This is a genomic window from Staphylococcus sp. 11-B-312, assembly GCF_016743055.1.
In the GTDB taxonomy this organism is placed as follows: domain Bacteria; phylum Bacillota; class Bacilli; order Staphylococcales; family Staphylococcaceae; genus Staphylococcus; species Staphylococcus ureilyticus.
Map to the genome: position 1 here is coordinate 71,018 of NZ_CP068241.1, position 25,068 is coordinate 96,085.

The 25,068-nt window shown below is 32.0% G+C and carries 22 protein-coding genes and 2 pseudogenes; 15 read left to right on the plus strand and 9 right to left on the minus strand.

What is annotated here, in order from left to right:
- Positions 1-19 precede the first annotated feature (19 nt).
- The 3 genes from JG554_RS00355 to JG554_RS00365 all read left to right on the plus strand — a co-directional run bounded on the left by JG554_RS00355 (position 20) and on the right by JG554_RS00365 (position 3,731).
- Positions 20-460 (plus strand): antibiotic biosynthesis monooxygenase family protein, encoded by a 441-nt coding sequence (locus JG554_RS00355; protein ID WP_230623014.1) that lies wholly within the window; start codon positions 20-22, stop codon positions 458-460.
- Between the two features lie 644 nt (positions 461-1,104).
- The gene (locus JG554_RS00360) at positions 1,105-3,168 is read left to right on the plus strand and encodes a heavy metal translocating P-type ATPase (RefSeq protein ID WP_046207811.1); all 2,064 of its coding nucleotides are present in this window, start codon (positions 1,105-1,107) and stop codon (positions 3,166-3,168) included.
- 17 nt (positions 3,169-3,185) lie between these two features.
- Positions 3,186-3,731, plus strand: coding sequence for a YdhK family protein (locus tag JG554_RS00365; protein WP_046207812.1), 546 nt, complete (start codon positions 3,186-3,188; stop codon positions 3,729-3,731).
- Between the two features lie 554 nt (positions 3,732-4,285).
- Here the strand turns inward: JG554_RS00365 and JG554_RS00370 are convergent.
- Together JG554_RS00370 and cstR are read right to left on the minus strand one after the other, a co-directional pair.
- Positions 4,286-5,041, minus strand: coding sequence for a sulfite exporter TauE/SafE family protein (locus JG554_RS00370; protein ID WP_046207813.1), 756 nt, complete (start codon positions 5,039-5,041; stop codon positions 4,286-4,288).
- Positions 5,041-5,301 (minus strand): persulfide-sensing transcriptional repressor CstR, encoded by a 261-nt coding sequence (gene cstR, locus JG554_RS00375; RefSeq protein WP_031869238.1) that lies wholly within the window; start codon positions 5,299-5,301, stop codon positions 5,041-5,043. Before cstR ends, JG554_RS00370 begins: the two co-directional genes overlap by 1 nt.
- Before the next feature lie 137 nt (positions 5,302-5,438).
- Here cstR and cstA point away from each other — a divergent pair, with 137 nt between their 5' ends.
- Together cstA and cstB are read left to right on the plus strand one after the other, a co-directional pair.
- Complete coding sequence (gene cstA / locus JG554_RS00380; RefSeq protein ID WP_046207814.1) at positions 5,439-6,506, plus strand: persulfide response sulfurtransferase CstA; 1,068 nt, start codon at positions 5,439-5,441, stop codon at positions 6,504-6,506.
- A 28-nt stretch (positions 6,507-6,534) separates the two neighbouring features.
- Complete coding sequence (cstB, locus tag JG554_RS00385; RefSeq protein ID WP_046207815.1) at positions 6,535-7,869, plus strand: persulfide dioxygenase-sulfurtransferase CstB; 1,335 nt, start codon at positions 6,535-6,537, stop codon at positions 7,867-7,869.
- A 356-nt stretch (positions 7,870-8,225) separates the two neighbouring features.
- Here the strand turns inward: cstB and chrA are convergent, their stop codons facing one another.
- From chrA to JG554_RS00405, 4 genes and pseudogenes are all read right to left on the minus strand, one after another.
- The gene (gene chrA / locus JG554_RS00390) at positions 8,226-9,389 is read right to left on the minus strand and encodes a chromate efflux transporter (RefSeq protein ID WP_046207816.1); all 1,164 of its coding nucleotides are present in this window, start codon (positions 9,387-9,389) and stop codon (positions 8,226-8,228) included.
- 36 nt (positions 9,390-9,425) lie between these two features.
- Positions 9,426-9,818 carry an arsenate reductase (thioredoxin) gene (gene arsC / locus JG554_RS00395; protein ID WP_046207817.1) on the minus strand — a complete coding sequence of 131 codons (393 nt, stop codon included), beginning with the start codon at positions 9,816-9,818 and terminating at the stop codon, positions 9,426-9,428.
- A 17-nt stretch (positions 9,819-9,835) separates the two neighbouring features.
- Positions 9,836-11,121, minus strand: a pseudogene (gene arsB, locus JG554_RS00400) (arsenite efflux transporter membrane subunit ArsB).
- Positions 11,118-11,432, minus strand: coding sequence for an ArsR/SmtB family transcription factor (locus JG554_RS00405; RefSeq protein WP_046207818.1), 315 nt, complete (start codon positions 11,430-11,432; stop codon positions 11,118-11,120). Before JG554_RS00405 ends, arsB begins: the two are co-directional and overlap by 4 nt.
- Before the next feature lie 378 nt (positions 11,433-11,810).
- On the opposite strand from JG554_RS00405, the gene JG554_RS00410 reads away from it, so the two are divergent.
- The gene (locus JG554_RS00410; protein WP_238394777.1) at positions 11,811-13,652 is read left to right on the plus strand and encodes a DNA/RNA helicase domain-containing protein; all 1,842 of its coding nucleotides are present in this window, start codon (positions 11,811-11,813) and stop codon (positions 13,650-13,652) included.
- Positions 13,653-14,215: 563 nt separating this feature from the next.
- Here JG554_RS00410 and JG554_RS00415 read toward each other — a convergent pair.
- Entirely contained in the window at positions 14,216-14,890 is a 675-nt protein-coding gene (locus tag JG554_RS00415; protein WP_031920870.1) for an IS6 family transposase, read from the minus strand.
- Positions 14,891-14,952: 62 nt separating this feature from the next.
- Between JG554_RS00415 and JG554_RS00420 the strand changes: the two genes are divergently transcribed.
- The 6 genes from JG554_RS00420 to JG554_RS00445 all read left to right on the plus strand — a co-directional run bounded on the left by JG554_RS00420 (position 14,953) and on the right by JG554_RS00445 (position 19,351).
- Positions 14,953-15,759 carry a nucleotidyltransferase domain-containing protein gene (locus JG554_RS00420; RefSeq protein ID WP_225417023.1) on the plus strand — a complete coding sequence of 269 codons (807 nt, stop codon included), beginning with the start codon at positions 14,953-14,955 and terminating at the stop codon, positions 15,757-15,759.
- Positions 15,740-16,474: a class I SAM-dependent methyltransferase gene (locus JG554_RS00425; protein WP_000662263.1), complete on the plus strand. Its 735-nt coding sequence runs from the start codon at positions 15,740-15,742 to the stop codon at positions 16,472-16,474. Before JG554_RS00420 ends, JG554_RS00425 begins: the two co-directional genes overlap by 20 nt.
- A 32-nt stretch (positions 16,475-16,506) precedes the next feature.
- Positions 16,507-17,370: an aminoglycoside nucleotidyltransferase ANT(6)-Ia gene (locus JG554_RS00430; protein ID WP_002294505.1), complete on the plus strand. Its 864-nt coding sequence runs from the start codon at positions 16,507-16,509 to the stop codon at positions 17,368-17,370.
- A gap of 43 nt (positions 17,371-17,413) precedes the next feature.
- Positions 17,414-17,941, plus strand: a complete 528-nt coding sequence (locus JG554_RS00435; protein WP_002294507.1) for a phosphoribosyltransferase family protein — start codon at positions 17,414-17,416, stop codon at positions 17,939-17,941.
- 131 nt (positions 17,942-18,072) lie between these two features.
- On the plus strand, positions 18,073-18,882 hold the full coding sequence (locus tag JG554_RS00440) for an ANT(9) family aminoglycoside nucleotidyltransferase Spw (RefSeq protein ID WP_002294509.1): 810 nt from the start codon (positions 18,073-18,075) through the stop codon (positions 18,880-18,882).
- 217 nt (positions 18,883-19,099) lie between these two features.
- The gene (locus JG554_RS00445; RefSeq protein ID WP_002294510.1) at positions 19,100-19,351 is read left to right on the plus strand and encodes a hypothetical protein; all 252 of its coding nucleotides are present in this window, start codon (positions 19,100-19,102) and stop codon (positions 19,349-19,351) included.
- A 50-nt stretch (positions 19,352-19,401) separates the two neighbouring features.
- Here JG554_RS00445 and JG554_RS00450 read toward each other — a convergent pair whose 3' ends face one another.
- Complete coding sequence (locus JG554_RS00450; protein ID WP_002325145.1) at positions 19,402-19,860, minus strand: hypothetical protein; 459 nt, start codon at positions 19,858-19,860, stop codon at positions 19,402-19,404.
- A gap of 61 nt (positions 19,861-19,921) precedes the next feature.
- On the opposite strand from JG554_RS00450, the gene JG554_RS00455 reads away from it, so the two are divergent.
- The 3 genes from JG554_RS00455 (at position 19,922) to lnu(B) (ending at position 23,290) form a co-directional block, all read left to right on the plus strand.
- The gene (locus JG554_RS00455; RefSeq protein WP_002294511.1) at positions 19,922-20,506 is read left to right on the plus strand and encodes a recombinase zinc beta ribbon domain-containing protein; all 585 of its coding nucleotides are present in this window, start codon (positions 19,922-19,924) and stop codon (positions 20,504-20,506) included.
- Between the two features lie 442 nt (positions 20,507-20,948).
- Positions 20,949-22,433: an ABC-F type ribosomal protection protein Lsa(E) gene (lsa(E), locus tag JG554_RS00460; protein WP_002294513.1), complete on the plus strand. Its 1,485-nt coding sequence runs from the start codon at positions 20,949-20,951 to the stop codon at positions 22,431-22,433.
- 53 nt (positions 22,434-22,486) lie between these two features.
- Positions 22,487-23,290 carry a lincosamide nucleotidyltransferase Lnu(B) gene (gene lnu(B) / locus JG554_RS00465; protein WP_002294514.1) on the plus strand — a complete coding sequence of 268 codons (804 nt, stop codon included), beginning with the start codon at positions 22,487-22,489 and terminating at the stop codon, positions 23,288-23,290.
- A gap of 308 nt (positions 23,291-23,598) precedes the next feature.
- On the opposite strand, the pseudogene JG554_RS00470 reads toward lnu(B), so the two are convergent.
- A pseudogene (locus JG554_RS00470) lies at positions 23,599-24,900 on the minus strand (ISL3 family transposase).
- Positions 24,901-25,068: the final 168 nt, after the last annotated feature.

Below are 25,068 nucleotides of genomic sequence, written 5' to 3' on the forward strand. Positions count from 1 at the left end.
TATCATCCAATAAAAAGGAGTGATTCATTTGTTGAAAAATGAAATACATCGTATTTATTTAGACAAAAATAATAATGAGGTAACTATTAATAGATTTAATGTGACATATCACTATACTATATTAGAACAAATTAATGATTTGCCACAATATGGTTATGCAGTTTTAAACCATTTATATGCTAATCCTGGTTTAGAGGCAGACTTCGAGCGTGTGTTCTTAAATAGAGATAAACATCTAGAGAATACTGAAGGGTTTGAAAATCTATTATTTCTAAAGCCACATAGTACACATGAACATCATGTTATCATTACGTTTTGGCAAGACGAAGCAGCTTACAAACATTGGCAAGAGTCTCAGGAATATAAAGCATCCCATAAAAATAGAGGAACCAAGCAAGGTGCTGATAAATCTATTGTAAACAGAAACCTATCATTTAATATTAGTTTAGAATTTAAATAACATAATTTTTGAATTAAATGATATTTCTGCAAACATATAGGCGAGTTATTTAAATACTAACTTGCCTATTTTTTAAGCGATATAAAAATTTTAGCAAAATCACTGATAAGCAGAGACATATCACAAATAAAACTAAAAAATAGGTTGTATGTAACTCACTTTGAAATTGATTGAATATATAGTATCTTTAATAAAATGCAGCTATTGTGGCGTAGAATTTGAGAATCAAAAAAGGATTAATATAGTTTGAAGAGACTGAGCATAAATACTAGAAAAATGGGCAGTAAATGAGTTTATTATAAATTCATTTACTGGCTTCTTTAAATAATTATCTAGACAATTTGCTTTTCTAGACATACTCTGAAATGCGTTATTTTCTTTAAGAATATTAATATATGACTTGTTTTGGTAATGATAACCTTGGTCAGAGTGTATTGTCATGCGATAGTTAAGATTAGATCTTTTAATTAAAACATTGTTTTAAATATCGATGACAAGGTCTAATGTAGGACGTGTAGACATAAGTTTCGGAATTATATAAATCCATAAAAGTAGATAAATCGAAAACATTTATACCCCTAAGGGGTATGTGTTATAGTATAAGTATAGCTAATATAATATTTTCATAAATAGGAGGAGTTAATTTGAAGAATAATGGTGAAGAGCTTAAGCATCAAAATCACATGAATCATTCCAATCAAATGCATCATGATAACCATGAATCACATAATCAACATAGTGGCCATGCACATCATCATGGGAATTTTAAAGCTAAGTTTTTTGTTTCATTAATTTTTGCAATACCTATCATTTTTTTATCGCCAATGATGGGCGTTAAATTACCTTTTCAATTCACATTTCCAGGTTCTGAATGGGTAGTGTTAATATTAGGTACAATTTTATTCTTTTATGGTGGTAAACCGTTCTTGTCTGGTGGTAAAGATGAAATTGCTGCAAAAAAACCAGGCATGATGACCTTAGTTGCCCTAGGCATTTCGGTAGCTTATATTTATAGCTTGTATGCTTTTTATATGAATAACTTTAGTAGTGCAACTGGTCATACAATGGACTTTTTTTGGGAATTAGCTACCTTAATTTTAATTATGTTATTAGGACATTGGATAGAAATGAATGCTGTCGGAAATGCTGGAGATGCCTTAAAGAAAATGGCAGAACTTTTACCTAATAGTGCTATTAAAGTTATGGACAATGGTCAACGCGAAGAAGTTAAAATATCAGAGATCATGACTGATGATGTCGTCGAAGTAAAAGCCGGAGAAAGCATTCCAACAGATGGTATTATTGTTCAAGGACAAACATCCATAGATGAATCCCTAGTCACTGGAGAATCAAAAAAAGTACAAAAAAATCAAAATGACAACGTTATTGGGGGTTCTATTAATGGATCTGGAACAATACAAGTCAAGGTTACAGCTGTTGGAGAAGATGGATATCTTTCTCAAGTTATGAGACTTGTTAATCAAGCACAAAATGATAAATCTAGTGCTGAATTGTTATCTGATAAAGTGGCGGGTTATTTATTCTACTTTGCTGTAAGTGTCGGCGTGATTTCGTTTATCGTCTGGATGCTCATTCAAAAAGATGTTGATTTTGCACTCGAACGTCTCGTAACTGTATTAGTCATTGCTTGTCCACATGCTTTAGGCCTGGCAATACCTTTAGTTACTGCACGTTCTACTTCTATAGCTGCCCACAATGGTTTAATTATTAAAAATAGAGAGTCTGTAGAAATGGCTCAACATATCGATTATGTAATGATGGACAAAACCGGTACTTTAACTGAGGGTAACTTTTCTGTGAATCATTATGAAAGTTTTAAAGAAGGATTAAGCAACGATACTATAATAAGCCTTTTCGCCTCATTAGAAAGTCAGTCTAACCATCCATTAGCTATAAGTATTGTTGATTTTGCAAAAAGTAAAAATGTTTCATCTGCTAATCCACAAAATGTCAATAACATTCCAGGTGTCGGATTAGAAGGTATAATTGATAATAAAACATATAAAATAACAAATGTTTCTTATCTTGATAAACATGAGCTTAATTATGACAATGACTTATTTATAAAATTAGCACAACAAGGCAATTCAATCAGCTATTTAATTGATGAACAACAAGTCATTGGCATGATTGCTCAAGGAGATCAAATTAAAGAAAGCTCAAAACAAATGGTAGCTGATTTACTATCAAGAAATATTACACCAGTCATGCTTACAGGTGATAATAAAGAAGTAGCAAAAGCTGTCGCAAAAGAATTAGGTATTAGTGGTGTGCATGCACAACTCAAGCCAGAAGATAAAGAAAGTATCATAAAAGATTATCAACGTAGTGGTAAAAAAGTAATGATGGTCGGAGACGGTATCAATGACGCACCAAGTCTTATAAGAGCAGATATTGGTATTGCAATTGGTACCGGAACGGATGTAGCAGTTGAGTCAGCTGATATTATACTCGTTAAAAGTAATCCATCAGATATTATCCATTTCTTGACCCTCTCAAATAATACTATGAGAAAAATGGTGCAAAACTTATGGTGGGGTGCAGGTTATAATATTGTTGCTGTACCTTTAGCAGCCGGTGTTTTAGCATTTATTGGTTTGATTTTATCACCTGCAATAGGTGCTATTTTAATGTCATTAAGTACGATTATCGTTGCAATTAATGCTTTTACATTAAAATTAAAATAAAAGGTAGGCGTTTTATTATGATTAAAAAATTATTTTTTATGATATTAGGGTCATTACTAATATTATCAGCTTGCTCCAATAATGATGAAAAAGATAAAAATACTAAAGATCAAAAAAGTGAGACCCATATGAAGCATAATGATGAAATTAAAGTTCCTGAAGATATGAAATCGACTAATGAAGGTGAATTTAAAGCGGGAGATAAAGTAACGATTACAGCAGGGCATATGCCAGGTATGAAAGGTGCAGAAGCTACTGTAAAAGGTGCGTATAAAACATATGCCTATGTTGTAAGTTATAAACCCACAAATGGAAATAAAAAAGTAAACAATCATAAATGGGTTGTAAACGAAGAGATCAAAGATGCACCTAAAGATGGATTTAGTAAGGGCGATACTGTTAAATTAGAAGCAAGTCATATGTCTGGTATGAAAGGTGCTACAGCCAATATAGATAACGTGAAAAAGACTACTGTTTACGTGGTTGATTACAAATCCAAAGATAATGGTAAAATCATTAAAAATCATAAATGGATGACAGGAAATGAATTGGAAGCACGCTAAAAATCTAATTCTAAATTGAGAAATAAATAGATATAAAAAATATTCTCCTTAATCAATAATTTAAAAAACTTATTATTGTTAAGGAGAATATTTTTAGTGTGTAAATTAAAAGAATTTTAGAAGAATAACATTTATCAAAAAATTGTTCATTGCCTTATTAATTGAAATTATATAATTAAAAACCGCATCATTAGCCAATACGCAGAGCCATATAATAAATAATCCTGAAAATCCACCCAATTTAAAGATTAATTGGGTGGATTTTCAGTTTAGGTTAAATAATATAAAGATAATAAACATGACACTTGTAAAGCGATTTAATTCTTGTACTTTATCACTAAGATTTAAATAGATAATGATAGGCTTTTTGTTTTTTTGATACAATGTCACAAAGGTCTTTTGAATAATCGAATTCTTTATTATTGATTTTATGTTTCTCTTTTCTAATCCCTTTACGATATCCATAGTTATTGAATGCTATTTTTTGATACTAATACTTAATTTTTGGTGTGTATAATTATAAATATCAGGAGTTGCCTGACAAATTTCATTGATTAAAAGATAAGTTGAATAATTGCAACAATGATTAAAATACTTATAATCCATTTTTGTATGAAGTTAGGGATCTTTTTACTTAATTTTAAACCTAAGGGAGCAAAGATAATACTTCCTATTATTAAAAATAACGCGTCTTCTAAAGGAATGTAACCTTGTATAAGTTTAATGATAAAGGCGCCAATTGAAGATATAAAAGCAATTACTATACTATTAGCAACTACCATATTCATTGGTAATTTGAATAAAACTAGCAATATAGGAATAATAATAAAAGCGCCGCCTGCTCCAACTATACCCGAAATAATACCAACGAAAAGACCTATAATAACTAGTAAAGGTTTATTAAAAGCAGGTTCGCCTGAACGAGATTCGACTTTAATAAACATTAAAATTAATGCGAGTAAAACAATGATAATATATATCGTATTTACAAATGCAGCATTAAATAAATTTGCTAGGAATGCGCCTAACATGCTCCCTGTAATCATACCTCCACTCATATAAATAACTAATGGCGGGGAGAATTCTGTTTTTTTTCGCGCTTTTAATGACCCACTTAAAGTACTGAAAAAGACTTGACTGGAAGTAAGTCCTGAAGCGATGTATGCACTGTATGGAGGAACACCAAATAGTGGCGGTAATAATAAAATAGCTGGATAAATAATGATAGCACCACCGATACCTACTATACCCGAAATAAAGCCTCCGAACACTCCAATAAGTAACATCATAATAACAGTTGAAATATCCATTATTTACTTTTTACCAATAAGTTAACGGCTTCATTAATCAATTCTTCTGAATTTTCACCATTATCCTCTGCTGCTTTTACACATTCTATTAAATTTTCACTAACGATAATTCCCATCAAACGTTGGATTGAACTTTTTGATGCACTGATTTGAGTAATGACATCTTTACAATCTTTTTCTTCTTCCATCATTTTAATAACGCCATTGAGTTGCCCTTGTATTCTATTAATACGATTAATCATTTTTTTATCATAATGCATAGTTATTTCCTCCACTTTTAATTGATTAAAATCATAATAATAGATAGAATCGAAAATGTCAAATACCCCATACGGTATTTGAAACGGCGTAAACAAACTGTTAATATACCCCTACAGGTATTTATTAGGAGGATATTATGAAACAATATAACGAAAACCATATCAACAATTTCAGTAAACAAGAATTAGAAAAATTGGGTGCACAAGGTCAACTGATTGACGTTAGAACACAAGAAGAATATGAGCTTGCACACATAAATGGTGCGACATTACATCCTGTAGATAAGATTGAATCGTTCAATAAAGATAAAAACACAACCTATTTTGTACACTGTAAAAGTGGTACCAGAAGTGCTAAAGCGAGCGAATATTTAGCTGAACAAGGCTACGACATTGTTAATTTAGACGGTGGCTATAAAGCGTATGAAGCAAAAAACGACGATGATAATACATTTGAAGAAAATACTAATGTAGCAATTAAAGCAGAGCGTAAACAATTTAACTATAGTGGTCTTCAATGTCCAGGTCCAATTGTAAACATCAGTAAAGAAGTGAAAAATATCGAAGTAGGCGAGCAAATCGAGGTTACAGTTACAGATCCTGGGTTCTTTAGTGACATTAAAAGCTGGGTCAAACAAACAGGACATACGTTAGTTAAACTGGATGAAAGTAATAATGGAATTAATGCCATTATTCAAAAAGAAAAACCAAAAGACTTGGAAGTGAACCATACTGCCAAAGGTACGACAATTGTACTATTTAGTGGTGAGTTAGATAAAGCAGTGGCAGCAATGATTATTGCGAATGGCGCTAAGGCTGCAGGCAGAGACGTAACTATTTTCTTTACTTTTTGGGGACTCAACGCGTTGAAAAAGAACCAATCCGTTCATGTTAAAAAGCAAGGTATCGCAAAAATGTTTGACTTGATGTTGCCAAAAACACCTGTACGCATGCCGCTATCTAAAATGAATATGTTTGGTTTAGGTAATATCATGATGCGCTACGTAATGAAAAAGAAAAATGTTGATTCCTTACCGTCACTCATTGACCAAGCAATCGACCAAGATATCAAATTAATCGCTTGCACGATGAGCATGGATGTTATGGGAATTCAGAAAGAAGAGCTCAGAGACGAAGTTGAGTACGGTGGAGTAGGTACTTATATTGGTGATACAGAAAATGCGAATCATAATTTATTCATCTAATTAAATCTATTAAAAAAGGAGTTTTATAATGTTTTTCAAACAATTTTACGATAATCATTTATCTCAAGCATCTTATTTAGTTGGCTGTCAACGTACAGGAGAGGCAATAGTAATTGATCCTGTTCGTGATTTAACAAAATATATGGAAGTTGCAGATAGCGAAGGTTTTAAAATTACACAAGCTGCAGAAACACATATTCACGCTGATTTTGCTTCTGGAATTCGGGACGTAGCAGAACGTTTAAACGCCAATATATATGTATCTGGCGAAGGTGATGATCAATTAAGTTATCAAAATATGCCGGAACATACAAATTTTGTTAAAAATCAAGATATTATTCAAGTAGGTAATATTAAATTAGAAGTCTTGCATACACCTGGTCATACCCCAGAGAGTATTAGTTTCTTACTCACAGATGAAGGTGGCGGCTCAAGTGTTCCAATGGGTTTATTTAGTGGTGACTTTATTTTTGTTGGTGATATCGGTAGACCTGATTTACTAGAAAAATCAGTACAAATGGAAGGTACTACAGAGATTGGTGCAAAACAGATGTACCAATCTATAGAAGGTGTTAAAGATTTACCAGATTATATTCAAATATGGCCTGGACACGGTGCTGGCAGCCCATGTGGTAAAGCATTAGGTGCTATACCAATGTCTACGCTAGGTTACGAAAAAATAAATAACTGGGCATTTAATGTGACAGATGAATCTAAATTTGTTGAAACATTAACATCAAATCAACCAGCGCCACCCCATCACTTTGCACAGATGAAAAAAATTAATCAGTTTGGTATGAACATGTATCAACCATACAACGTTTTTCCTAGTTTAGATAATGTAAGAATAGCCTTTGATCTTCGTAGTAAAGAAGCCTTTCATGGCGGTCATACTGAAGGTACAATCAATATTCCTTACAACAAAAACTTCATTAACCAAATCGGTTGGTATTTAGACTATGAAAACAGTATAGATTTAATTGGTGATAAATCTACCGTTGAGCAAGCAACACATACTTTACAATTAATTGGCTTTGATAATGTAGCAGGTTATCGTTTACCAAAATCAGAAATTTTAACCCAATCCATCCATAGCGTTGATATGACTGGTAAAGAAGAATATATACTTGACGTACGTAATGATGAAGAGTGGAATAATGGGCACTTAGATCAAGCAGTCAATATTCCGCATGGTAAATTATTAAATGAAAATATTCCATTTAATAAAGAAGATAAAATATATGTACATTGTCAGTCAGGTGTTAGAAGTTCAATCGCAGTGGGTATATTAGAAAACAAAGGCTATGAAAATGTCGTGAATATTAGAGAAGGCTATCAAGATTTCCCAGAATCATTAAAATAATTTAAAGATGTGGAAAAGTGAGTAATCCTATGAAATTGTTATTGTAAGACAATCAGATATTATAATACCACCAAGATTATTTAGAATAAATAGAAGTTTAAAAGAAATATAGATATGATTCCTAATTAGTCATAATAGCAATAGATTTATAAAATTAATATAAACCCCTTTCTAGTGGAAATGTAGTGAGCCCAATAAGTTTTACTTTTTGGGCTCACTACATAATTAATGGTTTTTACTATCTTTTACATTGAGATAAGATACTATAATTACACGAAATCAATTATTTTAATTTATAATGGTTACTTTAATAACTATACTTATAAAATTTATTCTTTGATTATGAACGAGAAAGATTAGTAAAACATTATACCTATTATAATGCCTATTAGCACAATAGACCAGGAAGGTAATTTATAATAAACTAGGAATACGAATAATGAGCTAGCTAGAACAAAATCTAATTCTGATTTAATAGTTGAAGCCCAAATCGGATTATAAAATGCAGCGATAAGAATACCTACTACACCCGCGCTTATACCTTTTAAAAAACCTTCAGCATAAGTGTTAGATTTAATATCATCCCAAAATGGTAACACTCCAAATAATAATAGAAATGCTGGTAGGAATATAGCGATAGTAGCCAAAATTCCTCCTCCAATACCTTCTATAGACATGCCAATATATGAAGCGAACGTAAATAATGGTCCGGGTACAGCTTGAGCAGCAGCATAACCCGTTATGAAGCTATCAGGTGATATTAAACCTTGTGGTACAAACTCATTTTCTAATAAAGGTAATACGACATGACCACCTCCAAACACTAAAGAACCAGATCTATAAAAACTATCGAACATTCTAAGCCATAAATTATTCGTCATAGAACTAACTATAGGTAATACAGTTAATAGTAAAAAAAATAATGAAATTGAAATAAAACCTAACATTTTAGGTAATTTAAATGTCTTCACTCTTAAATAATTTTTATCTGTAGAGGTTTCTTTTAAAAAGATAAGACCATATATACCAGTAATAGATAATGCGATTACTTGAATATAAAGATTATCGATTGTTAGAGATAATATAAGAACAAATAATGCCAATGTAATGGTACTTTTAGTATTAGTTAATTTTTTACCCATACCTATTACGGCTTGGGCAACAATGGCAACAGCTACTAGTTTTAATCCTTGCATCCAAGTTAAACTAGAATCATTGTTAATAATTAATGCTGAAAAAACCATAAGTATAATCACAGAAGGAAGTGTAAAACCAATAAAAGAAATAATTCCGCCCAGAATTCCTCCTCTAATAGTTCCTATACCAATACCAACTTGGCTGCTTGCAGGTCCAGGTAAAAACTGGCATAGCGCTACTAAATCTGAGTATTCTTTTTCATCAAGCCATTTTCTTTTCTTAACATACTCATCATAAAAATAACCTAAGTGGGCAGTTGGTCCTCCAAATGATAGTAATCCAAGTTTTAATGCAACTAAAAATATATTTATATATTTATACATAAAAAGCTCCTTGTATTTCGTTGATTAATTTTTTACTTAACTATCAAATTCTTTAATTTTTTTGCCAATTTCATCTCTAACGCGTTGAAATTCTGACCACTCTTTACCTGCTGGATCATCAAAACCCCAATGCTCTTTTTTAACGTTTGGTGGTAAAATAGGACAATTATCGTCTGCATCGCTACATAACGTCACGACCAAATCTGATTGTTTTAAAATATCATTATCAATCAAGTCTGACGTATGGTTTGATATATCAATATCTACTTCTTTCATAGCTTCTATTGCTCTAGGATTAACACCATGCGTTTCAATACCAGCAGAATAGACATTCCAATCTTCACCCAATATTTCCTTTCCCCAACCTTCAGCCATTTGGCTACGACAAGAGTTTCCTGTACATATAAAATAAATTGTTTTCTTATCCATAATTAAAGCCTCTTTTCTTAAAATATGATTAGTGTAAGGTATAAACCTAAGAGTGTTACAAATAGGACTGGAATAGTAATGATAATTCCAGTTTTAAAGTATGTCCCCCACGAAATCTTCACACCTTTTTGTGTTAAGACATGTAGCCAGAGAAGTGTTGCTAACGAACCAATTGGTGTAATTTTAGGTCCTAAATCAGAACCTATGACATTCGCATATACCATTCCCTCTTTAATAGTACCCACTACATTAGATTGTCCAATAGCAATAGCGTCTATTAAAACAGTTGGCATATTATTCATAACAGAGGATAGAAATGCAGCTATAAAACCCATACCCATGATACTGCTTAATAACCCATAACCAGAAATATTTGTTAGGACATCCCCAAGAATCGTTGTAATACCTACATTTTTTAGCCCAAATACAACAAGGTACATACCAATAGAGAATACAACAATATTCCATGGTGCTCCTTTAATGACTTGTTTTGTATGAACTGCTTTAGATTTACGAGCTAATATTACAAAAATAAGAGCAATGATACCAACAATGATTGATACAGGTATTGGTATAAACTCACTAACAAGATATCCAAAGAGTAGTACGGCTAATACAATCCATGAAATCTTAAATAATTTAGGATCTTTGATTACATTTTTAGGATCTGAAAGATTTTCTGTATCGAACCTTTTAGGTATAGATTTTCTGAAATATAACCATAAGACGAGAATACTAGCAATCAGAGAGAATATATTAGGAATAAACATTCGACTAAAATACTCAATAAACCCAATATCAAAGTAATCTGCAGAAACAATATTCACTAAGTTACTAACAATTAAAGGTAGTGATGTCGTATCTGCAATAAAACCACTGGCAATAATAAAGGGGAAAATCACTTTTTTATTAAACCCTAAAGTCCTTACCATCGCCAATACAATGGGTGTTAAGATTAAAGCTGCACCATCATTTGCGAAAAATGCTGCTACAACTGATCCTAATAACATAATAAGAACAAACATTTTTAAGCCGTTACCGTTTGAAGCTTTGACCATATGTATCGCGGACCATTCAAAAAATCCAATTTCATCTAATATTAATGAAATAAGAATAACAGCTACAAATGTTAAGGTAGCATTCCAAACAATACCTGTTACTTCTAATACATTGGAAAAACTTACAACTCCCGTAATGATCGCAACGACAGCTCCAATTAAAGCTGTAATACCAATATCTAAACCTTTTGGTTGCCAAATTACAAAGGTTAAAGAAAAATCACAATTGCTAATATTGTCATCAACACTCACCTTGTTTCATATTTTCACATACACATCGTTCGTTAGATGTGTTAATAAGGTTTAAGTTGTGATTAACATGATCAAAAATTTCATGATTAAGTCGATACATATGTTTATTACCTTCTTTTCGTGAAAGAACTAATTTCTTATCAACTAATGACTTCATATGATGACTTAGGGTAGGTTGTGAAAATTGAAAATATTCTAGTAAATCACAAGCACATAGTTCACCACATGAAAGTAAATCTATTATTTCCAATCTACTTGGATCAGATAAAACTTTTAATATTGTTGCTACTTCTTGATAAGACATAACTATACCTCCTAGATACTACATAGACTATCATCTATATAGATGATAGTCTATGTTTTTGTTCTTGTGAATCTATAGGATTGGGGAATGAGAAAAAAAACCGCATCATCTACTGATAAGCAGAAAGTTATCATAAGTGATAATAATAGTTTTCATTTAGGTTATAAAACTATTATTAGCAACATATGAGATGTGATTCTATTTAAATGGGAACCGGATGGGTTTGCATTGAGAAAAGTGTTACTATAGCATAAAATTATTCAAAATACAACTAATGTAACTTTCATTGATACAATTCATAGAGTTAAATTCAAAGGTGCTGACAAACGAAAGGATATAAAATATTGATTAATAATTTTTTAAAGGAAGTGAATGTATATGATTACCCAATCTCTAAAAACAGTTATCAATTTTTCAAATAAAGAATTTTTTCAAGATTACTTAAATAAAAATGATATGTCTTTAAAAAAAACAGAAATTGAAGATATAAAAAAATTAGTAGCATTATTAAATGAAAAATTAGAAAAAAATAGTAACTTATTTAGAGGATATATCCTTGGATATTCTTTTCAAGATTTAACAGGAGAATTTGATTTATTAAGATTTACTGAAACACATATTATTAACATTGAACTTAAATCACGCGATACCACTGAAAAAGAAATAGAAGATCAATTAAAAAGAAATAAGTTTTATTTAGGAAGTACTAATTATACACTTTTACAGTATGGGTTTTTATCATCAGAAAACAAATTATATAAATTAAATGAAGAGGACTTATTGCGAGAAATAAATGTAGAAGAATTTATCAGTGAATGTTCGAACTTAAAAAATAAATTATTTATAAATGTAGAAGAGTTATTTAGACCAGAAAAATTTATTGTTTCTCCATTTAATAATACTCAAGAATTTTTAGAAGGAAAGTATTTTTTAAATGACGAACAAGTTAAAATAAAGAAATGTTTAACCCAATTTTTGAATAATGATGACCCAATTGTTAAATTAACAGGTGTGCCTGGCTGCGGAAAAAGTTTGATTCTTTATGATTTTTACAAAGAGTGCTTAAAAATTGATAAGAAAGTTGCCTTAATGCATTGCGGTGCTGAGTTGAATGACGGACAGCTAGATTTAATAAAAGATCATGATTGGAAGATATATCCCCCAAAGGCAAACGAAGAGTTTATATCTTTAGATGCTGACATCTATATGATTGATGAAGCTCAACGTAAGTATCCTGATCAGTTAGAGCAAATTTATTCTTATATTAAAGAAAATGATAAAAAGTTAATTATTTCTTATGATCCTGAACAAACATTGGTGAAAAGAGAAACTGAATGGAATATTTCTAAAACTATAGCAGAAGATTATGAAGGTAAAACATTAAATCTAGAATCCAGGATACGTAATAACAAAGAAATTAGTAGTTTTATTAAGTTACTATTAAATAAAAATCAATCTAACTATATTCAAAATTTTGAAAACATTGAAATAGTATATGCGAATAATATTAGTGAATCAAAAACTATTTTAAAATTTTTAGATAATACATATACCGTTATTGATTACACCGCTCCTAATTTTAATAGAAAAGGCTATAATGAAATATCTAACATGAGATACGGAAATACTATATTGAATTCTCATAACGTCATAGGTCAAGAATTTGATAATGTGTGTTTAATCTTAGGTAATGAATTTTTTTATGATAATGATGGGTTCTTAAGAGCGAATGATGTTAATGATCAACTTGATCTTATGAAATTACTTTATCAAAATGTGACTAGAACAAAACATAAACTTGTTTTAATAGTTAACAGGAATAAAGAGTTATATATTGACCTTTTAACTATACTAAAACCCAGAATTCAGAAGTCAATAAAATTAAAAGAAATCGAAAATGTAGGTTACAATACAATACCAAATTCAAAAGGCGTGTTTTATATATTTAAATATAATAATATTTTGAAAAACAAAAATACTGGTCAGAATATTGATAGCAAAGGGAACATATTATATGTAGAGAGTAGTAAAGATATGAGAAAGTCTATTAAAAGTTTAATAAACAATATTAAATCCAAAGAATTAAAAAATTTTGAAGAAATTGATATCTCTGATTTACTTAATTTAAAAGTGTCGTGGATTGATAGCAAAAATAAGGAGCAAATATTTTCTTATATTGTGGAGCAACATGTAGAAAAATACGGAGAATTTCCTTTTTAAATACACCTATAAAATTAAAAGGTTATTCAGATAATATTATAAGAAATTATGGCTATATTACTGAATATGATTAAATCTATTGAATATCATTTTTAGTAAATTTATTAGTAACTAATTCATACTATATAATTAAAGTTACAGTAAAATATTCATTGATAATTTCTCAGGCTTTTTAATACTAAACTAAGAGTAAACAATCATTTTTTATAATTATTGCAAGTCTATCTTCATGGACTAATAACTAAATAATAGTTAAAGTGTCTCCTAAATGTTGCTTAGAGGGGATATATGAGTAAATTTCATCTCGCCATATTTTTATAGAAATATTTTCATGATTACTAGTATTATAAAATATTATGAGAATATAAGCACTAAAAGCTAAATCGAATTTGTAAAAGTAGTTATATTATAAAAATGTTTCCTAAGCTGATAAGTAAGAGAGTAGTACAAAAATATGAGTTAAAAATAATAAATAATTAAAGAGGGATTCTAATGAAAATATTTGGTTCTGTTGCAAAGTAAAAAAATATAGCTAACCACTAATTTATCATGTCAGTGTTCGCTTAACTTGCTAGCATGATGCTAATTTCGTGGCATGGCGAAAATCCGTAGATCTGAAGAGACCTGCGGTTCTTTTTATATAGAGCGTAAATACATTCAATACCTTTTAAAGTATTCTTTGCTGTATTGATACTTTGATACCTTGTCTTTCTTACTTTAATATGACGGTGATCTTGCTCAATGAGGTTATTCAGATATTTCGATGTACAATGACAGTCAGGTTTAAGTTTAAAAGCTTTAATTATTTTAGCCATTGCTACCTTCGTTGAAGGTGCCTGATCTGTAATTACCTTTTGAGGTTTACCAAATTGTTTAATGAGACGTTTGATAAACGCATATGCTGAATGATTATCTCGTTGCTTACGCAACCAAATATCTAATGTATGTCCCTCTGCATCAATGGCACGATATAAATAACTCCATTTTCCTTTTATTTTGATGTACGTCTCATCAATACGCCATTTGTAATAAGCTTTTTTATGCTTTTTCTTCCAAATTTGATATAAAATTGGGGCATATTCTTGAACCCAACGGTAGACCGTTGAATAATGAACGTTTACACCACGTTCCCTTAATATTTCAGATATATCACGATAACTCAATGCATATCTTAGATAGTAGCTAACGGCTACAGTGATAACATCCTTGTTAAATTGTTTATATCTGAAATAGTCCATACAGAAGACTCCTTTTTGTTAAAATTATACTATAAATTCAACTTTGCAACAGAACCGAAGGCATCGTATTAGGGGGCTCACGTGCAAGAGGCACCCATACAGAAAATTCTGATATAGATATCGGAATCTATTACAATTCAGACTCATTTGACCTGACAGCGATTAATCAAATTGCTACAGAATTGGATGATAAAAATAGAAACAACCTTGTTGTGCCTCCCGGAGCGTGGGGTGATTGGATTAATGGCGGCGGATGGTTATTTATAAATGGGTATCATGTTGACTTGATTTTACGTGATATAAAACGGGTAGAACAAATAATCAAAGATACGGAGCAAGGAATTGTTACTGCCAATTATCAGACCGGGCATCCCCATGGTTATATAAGTGCAATGTATCGTGGAGAATTAGCGATTAGTAAAATACTATATGCTAAGAACGAAAGCTTATGCGAATTAAAAAAGCAGGCAGAAATTTACCCTACTGCTCTAAAGAAAAGCTTGATGAACTTTTTTATATTTGAAGCTGAATTCTCTTTAATGTTTGTAAAAGCAAATGCGGGGGTAGAGGATAAATATTATATTGCAGGCCATGTTTTTCGTATTATTTCATGCTTAAATCAAGTACTATTTGCATGTAATAATGCTTATTGTATCAACGAAAAGAAAGCTATAAAACTGCTTGAAACTTTTGAACATAAACCTGAAAAATATACCGAGAAGGTAAATCATATTTTTGAAGTACTCGGTATCTCACTTTTTGAATGCTACGATATGACCGAGAAACTTTATAAAGAAGTGAATGAAATTGTATCGGAGATAAATAACTTTTTAAACGAGGAGAGTTCAGATGAAAGAAAACAAATATGATGATAATATATTTTTTCAAAAATACAGTCAAATGAGTCGCTCGCAGAAAGGACTGGCTGGTGCGGGAGAATGGGAGACTTTGAAAAAGATGCTACCTGATTTTAAGGGTAAGCGTGTGCTTGATTTAGGATGCGGCTATGGATGGCACTGTATATATGCGATGGAAAACGGTGCTTCCTCTGTAGTAGGTGTTGATATTTCTCATAAAATGCTCGAAGTAGCAAAAGGAAAAACCCATTTTCCACAGATTGAATATGAATGCTGTGCCATAGAAGATGTGGATTTCCCAGAGGAGAGCTTTGATGTAATACTAAGTTCGCTTGCGTTTCATTATGTAGCAGACTATGAGAATTTAATAAAAAAGATATATAGGATGCTGAAGGCTGGTGGCAATTTAGTTTTTACAGTTGAACATCCTGTTTTTACTGCTCATGGAACACAAGACTGGTATTATAACGAAAAAGGAGAAATACTGCATTTCCCGGTGGACAATTATTATTATGAGGGCAAACGGACAGCTATGTTTTTGGAAGAAAAGGTTACAAAATATCATAGAACACTGACCACATATCTAAATACACTGCTTTCAAATAGTTTTATAATAAATCAGATTGTGGAGCCACAGCCGCCAGAGAACATGATGGATATTCCGGGGATGGCGGATGAAATGCGACGCCCAATGATGCTGATTGTATCGGCAAAAAAGAAGATGTAATAATATAGAAAAAATAAACGAGGAGTATGTAAATGAGATCAGAAAAAGAAATGATGGATTTAGTACTTTCTTTAGCAGAACAGGATGAACGTATTCGAATTGTGACCCTTGAGGGGTCACGCGCAAATATTAATATACCTAAAGATGAATTTCAGGATTATGATATTACATATTTTGTAAGTGATATAGAACCGTTTATATCTAATGATGACTGGCTTAATCAATTTGGGAATATAATAATGATGCAAAAGCCGGAGGATATGGAATTATTCCCACCTGAAGAAAAGGGATTTTCCTATCTTATGCTATTTGATGATTACAATAAAATTGATCTTACCTTATTGCCCTTGGAAGAGTTAGATAATTACCTAAAGGGCGATAAATTAATAAAGGTTCTAATTGATAAAGATTGTAGAATTAAAAGGGACATAGTTCCGACTGATATAGATTATCATGTAAGAAAGCCAAGCGCAAGGGAGTATGATGATTGCTGCAATGAATTTTGGAATGTAACACCTTATGTTATTAAAGGATTGTGCCGCAAAGAGATACTGTTTGCAATCGATCATCTGAACCAGATTCTACGGTTTGAACTACTTAGGATGATGTCGTGGAAGGTTGGGATAAAGACAGAATTTTCATTAAGTGTTGGGAAAAATTATAAGTATATTAACAAATACATTGATGAAGATCTATGGAATAGATTATTATCTACATATCGCATGGATTCCTATGAAAATATTTGGAAGTCATTATTTATATGCCACCAATTGTTCAGGGAAGTGTCCAAAGAGGTAGCAGAACTACTGGGGTTTGATTATCCAGAGTATGGTAAGAACATAACAAGATATACCGAGGACATGTATAAAAAATATGTTGAAAATGACTATTTTTAAAGATTAGCAAAGATTATTAACCATAAGCAAGGGGTGTAAATGTATGGAAAGTACTGATGTTATAAATGAAATTAGAGGTATATTACCTCGTAACTCAATTGGAAAATATGATTTACTAACTATTTTTACACATAAAACCGTTTTTGATAAAATTGTAAAAGTACTATCATTGGATTTTCAAAATAAAGTAGATTATGTGGCTGCCCCAGAAGCAATTGGATGGATACTAGGCACTGCCATAGCCAAAGAACTTGGAGTGGGGTTTATTGGAGTAAGAAAAGGTGATAAGCTGCCATACGCAAAAGAAGAGATTATTTCGACACATTTTACCGACTATTCAGGTCAAGATAAAAGCTTTGAAATATCTAAGAGTTCTATTGTGAGGAACAAAAGAGTTTTGATTGTAGATGATTGGATAGAGACAGGTTCTCAAATGAAGGCTTTAATAGCTTTGTTAGAGAAATTGGATTGCAGCATTATTGGGTTGGCTACTATTGGGATTGATATAAATGAGGTTACTCAAAAATGGATAGACAGCAGTTTTGTAGCTTATATTGGCTCAAACATATAATAAACCGAAAGAAAATCTTGAATCAAAATTTTGGATGGCGTTAATTTACAATACAACGAAAGATGTTTACTCTTTTTTTATAAATTTTAAGAGGCGTTAAAAAACAGTTTTCAGACGAAAGGAGATCGAAGTTGAGTATAGATTTAAGTAACAAAAAAATTCCGAAAGAAGCAATTCAAGCATTAAAAACTATAGCGGAACTACTTGATAATATGTTAATTGGGGTGTATTTGTATGGTTCGGCAGTAATGGGTGGTTTACGTATGAATAGCGATGTAGATATTTTGGTAATAACAAATCAAAGTTTATCTGAAAAAACTCGAAGGAATCTTACAAATAGGTTAATGCTTATATCTGGGAAAATAGGAAACATAAAAGATATGAGGCCTCTTGAAGTTACGGTCATAAATCAAAAGGATATTGTCCCTTGGCATTTCCCCCCCAAATATGAATTTATGTATGGCGAGTGGCTAAGAGAGCAGTTTGAAAAGGGAGAAATTCCTGAGTCGACTTATGATCCGGATTTAGCAATACTTTTAGCACAACTAAGAAAAAATAGTATTAACCTTTTGGGACCAAAGGCAACAGAAGTAATTGAGCCTGTGCCAATGACAGATATTCGAAAAGCAATTAAAGAATCGTTGCCCGGGTTGATAGCTAGCATTAACGGTGACGAACGCAATGTGATTTTAACTTTAGCCAGAATGTGGCTGACAGCATCTACTGGTGAAATTCGCTCAAAAGATCTGGCAGCTGAATGGGCGATACCTCAATTACCCGATGAGCATGCTACTTTACTCAACAAAGCGAGAGAGGCTTATTTAGGAGAGTGTGTTGACAAGTGGGAAGGAATGGAATCTGAGGTGGCTGAACTCGTTAATCATATGAAAAAGTCTATAGAGTCTTCCCTTAATATCCAATTACCTTTTCGAATAGTTTAAATATAACAAAGACTAGTTGTTAATGTGCATTATTGATTGCTTCGATATGTTCCCCCATATATCAGTTTCTTAAAAAATAATCAAAATACCGTTGATACGTTCCCGCGAACGAAAGGGTTAAAAATCAGCTTAAGACATCAATGCCATCAACTAGAGCCACGTTGAGACGTGTGTTTTATTGTCCCACAAAAGTGCAGACGATTTTATCAGTGTAAAAATGGAGTACGCAGACGACCGAAAAATCCAGCCAGATCGTATCACCTACAGGCTTATTCAGGAGTATATCGAAGAAAAGTACGGCTTCAAAGTTCACACTGCAAACATTGCAGAGGTCAAAAGAAACTTAGGCCTGCCGATGTACGACGCACCAAACGCAGTTGAAGAACTAAAACGCCCATATAAACCAGCACCAGAATATAAAGTAGAAGCTATTAAAGACGCATTAAGGCACTTCAAGGTCATAGATTAAAGTAAAGTACCCTTTCAGCAGATCATTACTGTTGAGAGGGTCTTACTTTTTCAGAAGCCGGCCAATGTAAGGATAGCCCTACAAGATTGCGGGTCTTTCTCTTCGAGCCATGTTTCCAGATTGCTTATAGCGATATCCTTTTGAATATGGATGCTCTCTTCAAATCGATATTCGATTGCACATGTAAGGATATCAACAGGTTCATCAAGAACCTTACCGCCAAGAACTGGGTATTCGTCAATTACAATCCAGTCAGGTGGGAGACCATCAAAGAGAGCCTGCGGATACAATTCCCTAAAGTGAATCTCAATTTCCATAGCTTCGATCTCACCTTGTTCTTTATCTGGGTAACAAGTGGCATAAGATACATCGAAGCCTCTAGTGAGCAGCATCTGAACGACATTGATGAGTTCAATATCAACAGGAATGGTCTTATCGGCGCATTTACAACAAGGCTTCGACCAAATTTCACTGTATAGCTCTAAACATCGTGGACACATCGTCATCATACAATCACTTCCTTCACCAGTTTATAGAAAGTAGTTCTTTTAAGATTAAGTGCCTGCATAGTTGCAGTTGCAGTTTGCTCGCCAGTGCGGTGATATTTACCGCCGGGTACACTGGAATAACCGAGGTTACAAGTCTATTGTTTGGAGATGCGTCAGCCGTTTGGAGGAAAAAGGATCTGAATGTACTGCCCCTACCATAAACGAGGAAACATTGCAGACAGCAGTGGTCAAGGCTATTAACGAACTTTTGGCTAACAAAGAACCCTTCCTCCAGGCGTTGCAGAAAAACATAGCTACTATACTTAATGAAGAAAATGATAATGCCACCAATGATATTGATAGCAAATTGGAAGAATTACAACAACAGCTTCTTATCCAAGCAAAATCCAAGAATGACTATGAAGATGTGGCTGATGAAATCTACCACCTTCGAGAATTGAAGCAAAATGCACTTGTTGAAAATGCAGAGCGTGAAGGAAAAAGGCAACGAATCGCTGAAATGACTGATTTCTTTAATGAACAATCCTGTGAGTTAGAGGAATATGATGAGCAGTTAGTAAGGAGGCTTATAGAAAAAGTTACGGTATTTCATGATAAGTTCGCCGTTGAATTCAAATCAGGAGTCGAGATTGATGTAGAAGGGTAATCTTTAGAAAGAGAACAGAAGAATTATATTGGATTTTTAAAGATAATATGATATAATAAAACGACTTGGAGGTGGAAGAATGTATAACTTTTCTTGCTAATTATATGATGCATAATAAGATATTTAAAGAAACGGCTATAGAACCGTTTGTTTTGTTATGCAAATTGCAAGAAAGTTAAGTATTCTACACTCAATAATACATTACAGTAACCTTATGTTATGTATAACAAAAGGTAATAATAGTATTTGTTTTTGAGCCGTAAGAATTTACTTTCTTGCGGCTTTTAATATTTGTAAAAGAAAGGAAGATAAACGTGATAGACAATGATACTATGTCATTCATGACAAAATCCTTGCAGAGTTGGATAACATTATAGAGTAATTAATGCCGAAAACCGACTTTGCTTATAAAATTTTTATAATGTAAAGGAGGAAGAAATATATGTCCTTAATAAATGTTTCAAATCTAACTTTTTCATATGAAGGAAGTTATGACAATATTTTTGAAAATGTAAGTTTTCAGATAGATACAGATTGGAAACTCGGTTTTATTGGAAGAAACGGACGCGGTAAAACTACTTTCTTAAATTTACTGCTTGGCAAATATGCGTATTCCGGCAATATAAGTTCTACAGTTAAGTTTGAGTATTTTCCTTATGATGTGGAAGATAAGAGTCTATATACAATTGAAGTAATGAAGAGTATTTGTACGGAATGTATGGATTGGGAGATTTTTCGTGAAATATCATTGCTTGATGTTCAAGAAGATGCTTTATATCGTCCGTTTAATACATTGTCAAATGGTGAGCAAACGAAGGTCCTTCTTGCAGCTTTATTCCTTACAGCGAGTTGTTTCCTGCTTATTGATGAACCTACAAACCATCTTGACATCGATGCACGTAATGTAGTGCAAAACTATTTGAAACGCAAGAAGGGGTTTATTTTGGTATCTCATGATAGAAGCTTACTTGATCAATGTGTTGACCATATACTATCTATCAATAAAACGAATATCGAAATCCAAAAGGGAAATTTTACTTCTTGGTGGGAGAACAAAACGTTACAAGATAATTTTGAACTGGCAGAAAACAAGAAACTCCTTAAAGAAATAGGAAGGTTGTCTTATGCAGCAAAACGTAGTTCAAACTGGTCAAATAAAGTAGAAAAAAGTAAATATGGAACAACAAATTCTGGTTCAAAACTGGATAAGGGTTATGTTGGACATAAGGCTGCAAAAGCGATGAAACGTGCCAAAAATATTGAGTCAAGACATCAGGAAGCCGTTTTACAAAAATCAGAACTGCTCCACAACATTGAACAATATGATGACTTAAAAATTTCACCACTTGAATTTCACAAAGAGTGCTTAATAGAAGCGAATGATTTATCATTGTCTTATGGAGATAAAGAAGTATGCAGTAATCTTAATTTCAGAGTCAATATTGGTGATAGAGTTGCCATTATCGGAAAAAATGGGAGTGGTAAGTCTAGTATCCTAAAATTGATTAATGGAGATGATATTAAATTTACCGGAAATTTTATGCTAGCAAGTGGACTAAAAATTTCTTATATTTCGCAAGATACTTCATATTTAAAAGGTAATCTATCTGAATTTGCCTATAATAATAAGATCGATGAAACTCTATTTAAAACGATTCTTCGTAAACTGGATTTTAATAGAGAGCAGTTTGATAAGAACATGGTGGATTTTAGTGCTGGTCAGAAAAAGAAAGTACTAATTGCTAAAAGCCTTTGTGAAAGTGCACATTTGTATATATGGGATGAGCCATTGAACTATATTGATATTTTTTCACGTATCCAAATTGAAAAAATGATTTTGGAATATTGTCCTACACTATTGTTTGTGGAGCATGATGATGCTTTTTGCAATAACATTTGTACGAAAAATATTAATTTAGGTTTGTAGAGATTTTGAGTTGCCACAATAACTAAAAGATATTTACATGAAAGGGTGAAGAAATGTTAAAACAAAAAGAATTAATTGCAAACGTTAAGAATCTTACTGAGTCAGATGAACGAATTACAGCTTGTATGATGTATGGATCGTTTACCAAAGGAGAAGGTGACCAATACTCTGATATAGAGTTCTATATATTTTTGAAAGATAGTATAACCTCGAACTTTGATTCATCCAACTGGTTGTTTGACGTAGCTCCGTACTTGATGCTTTATAAAAATGAGTACGGAACAGAGGTAGTTATTTTTGATAATCTTATACGTGGGGAATTTCATTTCCTTTCTGAAAAAGATATGAACATAATCCCCTCGTTTAAAGATTCAGGTTATATTCCTGATACGAAGGCTATGCTTATTTACGATGAAACAGGGCAATTAGAAAATTATTTATCAGAGATAAGTGGTGCAAGACCAAATAGACTTACTGAAGAAAATGCTAATTTTTTGTTGTGTAATTTCTCTAATCTATGGTTGATGGGAATCAACGTTCTAAAAAGAGGAGAATATGCTCGTTCATTAGAACTCTTATCACAACTTCAAAAAAATACACTACAACTTATACGTATGGCAGAAAAAAATGCTGATAATTGGCTAAACATGAGTAAAAACCTTGAAAAAGAAATTAGCCTTGAAAATTATAAAAAATTTGCAAAGACCACTGCTCGATTAGATAAGGTAGAATTATTTGAAGCCTATAAAAATTCTTTGCTATTAGTTATGGATTTGCAAAGTCACCTTATTGAACAATACAACTTAAAAGTTACACATGACATTTTAGAAAGATTGTTGAATTACATTAGTGAATAGGAGAGTAACGTTATTCACAGTATTGGGTACTGAAAATTAACAGCATACCTCAGTTTTTCAAAAAACAGCGAAGCCTATGGATATGTTCCCGTCTACCGATAGTGCAAAAAGTGTCGTGGATATGTTTCCGAGAACGGACATACACAAATGACATTCATTCTGTCCTCTCAATCCATATTGAATGTGTGACTGTTTTAAGTAAGTAAGGAAAACATAAAAAAACGGGCTCTTTGTCAAATCGGACTGATGAGACAAATATTGAAGATGATGAATTTGAGAATTTTCTCAAATTCATCATCTTTTTTTAGTTATTCAATTGTGACAAGGTCGTTTATCATAAAAATTCTTATCTTCATATTACTAAAAGATTTGAAGCCATAAGATACTCTTTTTAATATCTTAATATGAGTATTTTTAGCTTCTATTTTTCCGTTAGAATACTTATACGTTAAGCATTACGAATCCCTTCTTCATAATTAATCAGATTTTCAATCTTCTGTTTAAATAGTGGATCTAAGGTAGTCGGTAAGTTCTTTAATAAATCAAAAAATGAGTCTGGATCTTTATTTCTAAAGTGATAGGTTAATAATTGAAACACGCCATAGGCTTCTTTTAAGTCTGTAGAAAATGATAAAAGACGATCAATCATCATTGATTCTGTTAGAGGGGGAAACTTAGGTGAAGGAAAGCTTCTCCAATTTTTATATTCTGAACTAGAAACAGTCATTTGATTCTTTAATAGGTATTTCCAATTTACTTTTAGCTTATTGGCTTCAGAACGCTGGTGATTCTTTATTAATGCTTTCATTTCCCTGACTCTAAAGTCATTAAAAGCTTGGTTTAAGTGTTTAACGATATGAAACCTATCAATGACTAAAGCTGCACAAGGAAAGATTTTTTTAGTTAACTGAAAATAAGCCGCATTCATATCTGTCACTAGAAATTTTACCTGTTCTCGTTTCTCCTTGGGAGAACGATTGAAGTAATTCATTAGTTTATCAAGTCTACGACTAGGAAGAACATCAACCAGTTCACCGGTTTCACCATTGGCACAAATAAAACTCATTTTATCTTCATAGGTGGCATGAGATCTGAATTCATCAACCATTAGAACTTTTGGAAAAGAGCGTGGTTTAAGCGTTTCAGGTAAATGTTTTTCAACAGATTTAAGGACCCTTATAACGGTTGTGAGTGATACATGACATATCTTAGCGATAACGGTCATTGATATTTTTTGAGTTAATAATTCTAGTATTCTAAATGTCATGAATCGACTAATAAAACAATTTTCTTCAACGATAGAACATTGAGTTGTCCAATGTTGATGGCAGTTTTTACAAAAATATCGTTGTTTTTTTAGCTTTAAAATAGTTGGAATATTTTGATATGATTCCAAACGAATTGTCACTTCTTTTTTCCCATTTTTTACAATGGTTTTCTTTTCATCTGCATCGTTCGCATGAGACTGACAATACTTACAGGCCGTAAGCTTAGGTGAGTAGGTACCAGTGATAATTAATGTGTTCACACCTTTGTATTTTCCTTCTTCAACACAAGTTAAATTTAAATCTTTCTTTAATTCGCAACATTTTTTTGATATGATTAGTCATGACATGTCGTCCTTTCTATTTAAGATTTTGGTTGGTACTTTAATTTTACTAGATAGACGACATGCTTTTCTACTTAAATAAACTAAAATAGAACTGATGAATCAAAAAATGATTCATCAGTTCTATAAATTATAGAGCCTGAATTTATCCGCAAAAACAAATTCCGCA

Coding starts and splice junctions, on each gene's coding strand:
- JG554_RS00365 (WP_046207812.1), top strand. CDS start 3,186: ATGATTAAAAAATTATTTTTTATGATATTAGGGTCATTACTAATATTA.
- JG554_RS00370 (WP_046207813.1), bottom strand. CDS start 5,041: ATGGATATTTCAACTGTTATTATGATGTTACTTATTGGAGTGTTCGGA.
- cstR (WP_031869238.1), bottom strand. CDS start 5,301: ATGCATTATGATAAAAAAATGATTAATCGTATTAATAGAATACAAGGG.
- cstA (WP_046207814.1), top strand. CDS start 5,439: ATGAAACAATATAACGAAAACCATATCAACAATTTCAGTAAACAAGAA.
- cstB (WP_046207815.1), top strand. CDS start 6,535: ATGTTTTTCAAACAATTTTACGATAATCATTTATCTCAAGCATCTTAT.
- chrA (WP_046207816.1), bottom strand. CDS start 9,389: ATGTATAAATATATAAATATATTTTTAGTTGCATTAAAACTTGGATTA.
- arsC (WP_046207817.1), bottom strand. CDS start 9,818: ATGGATAAGAAAACAATTTATTTTATATGTACAGGAAACTCTTGTCGT.
- JG554_RS00405 (WP_046207818.1), bottom strand. CDS start 11,432: ATGTCTTATCAAGAAGTAGCAACAATATTAAAAGTTTTATCTGATCCA.
- JG554_RS00410 (WP_238394777.1), top strand. CDS start 11,811: ATGATTACCCAATCTCTAAAAACAGTTATCAATTTTTCAAATAAAGAA.
- JG554_RS00415 (WP_031920870.1), bottom strand. CDS start 14,890: ATGGACTATTTCAGATATAAACAATTTAACAAGGATGTTATCACTGTA.
- JG554_RS00425 (WP_000662263.1), top strand. CDS start 15,740: ATGAAAGAAAACAAATATGATGATAATATATTTTTTCAAAAATACAGT.
- JG554_RS00430 (WP_002294505.1), top strand. CDS start 16,507: ATGAGATCAGAAAAAGAAATGATGGATTTAGTACTTTCTTTAGCAGAA.
- JG554_RS00435 (WP_002294507.1), top strand. CDS start 17,414: ATGGAAAGTACTGATGTTATAAATGAAATTAGAGGTATATTACCTCGT.
- JG554_RS00445 (WP_002294510.1), top strand. CDS start 19,100: ATGGAGTACGCAGACGACCGAAAAATCCAGCCAGATCGTATCACCTAC.
- JG554_RS00450 (WP_002325145.1), bottom strand. CDS start 19,860: ATGATGACGATGTGTCCACGATGTTTAGAGCTATACAGTGAAATTTGG.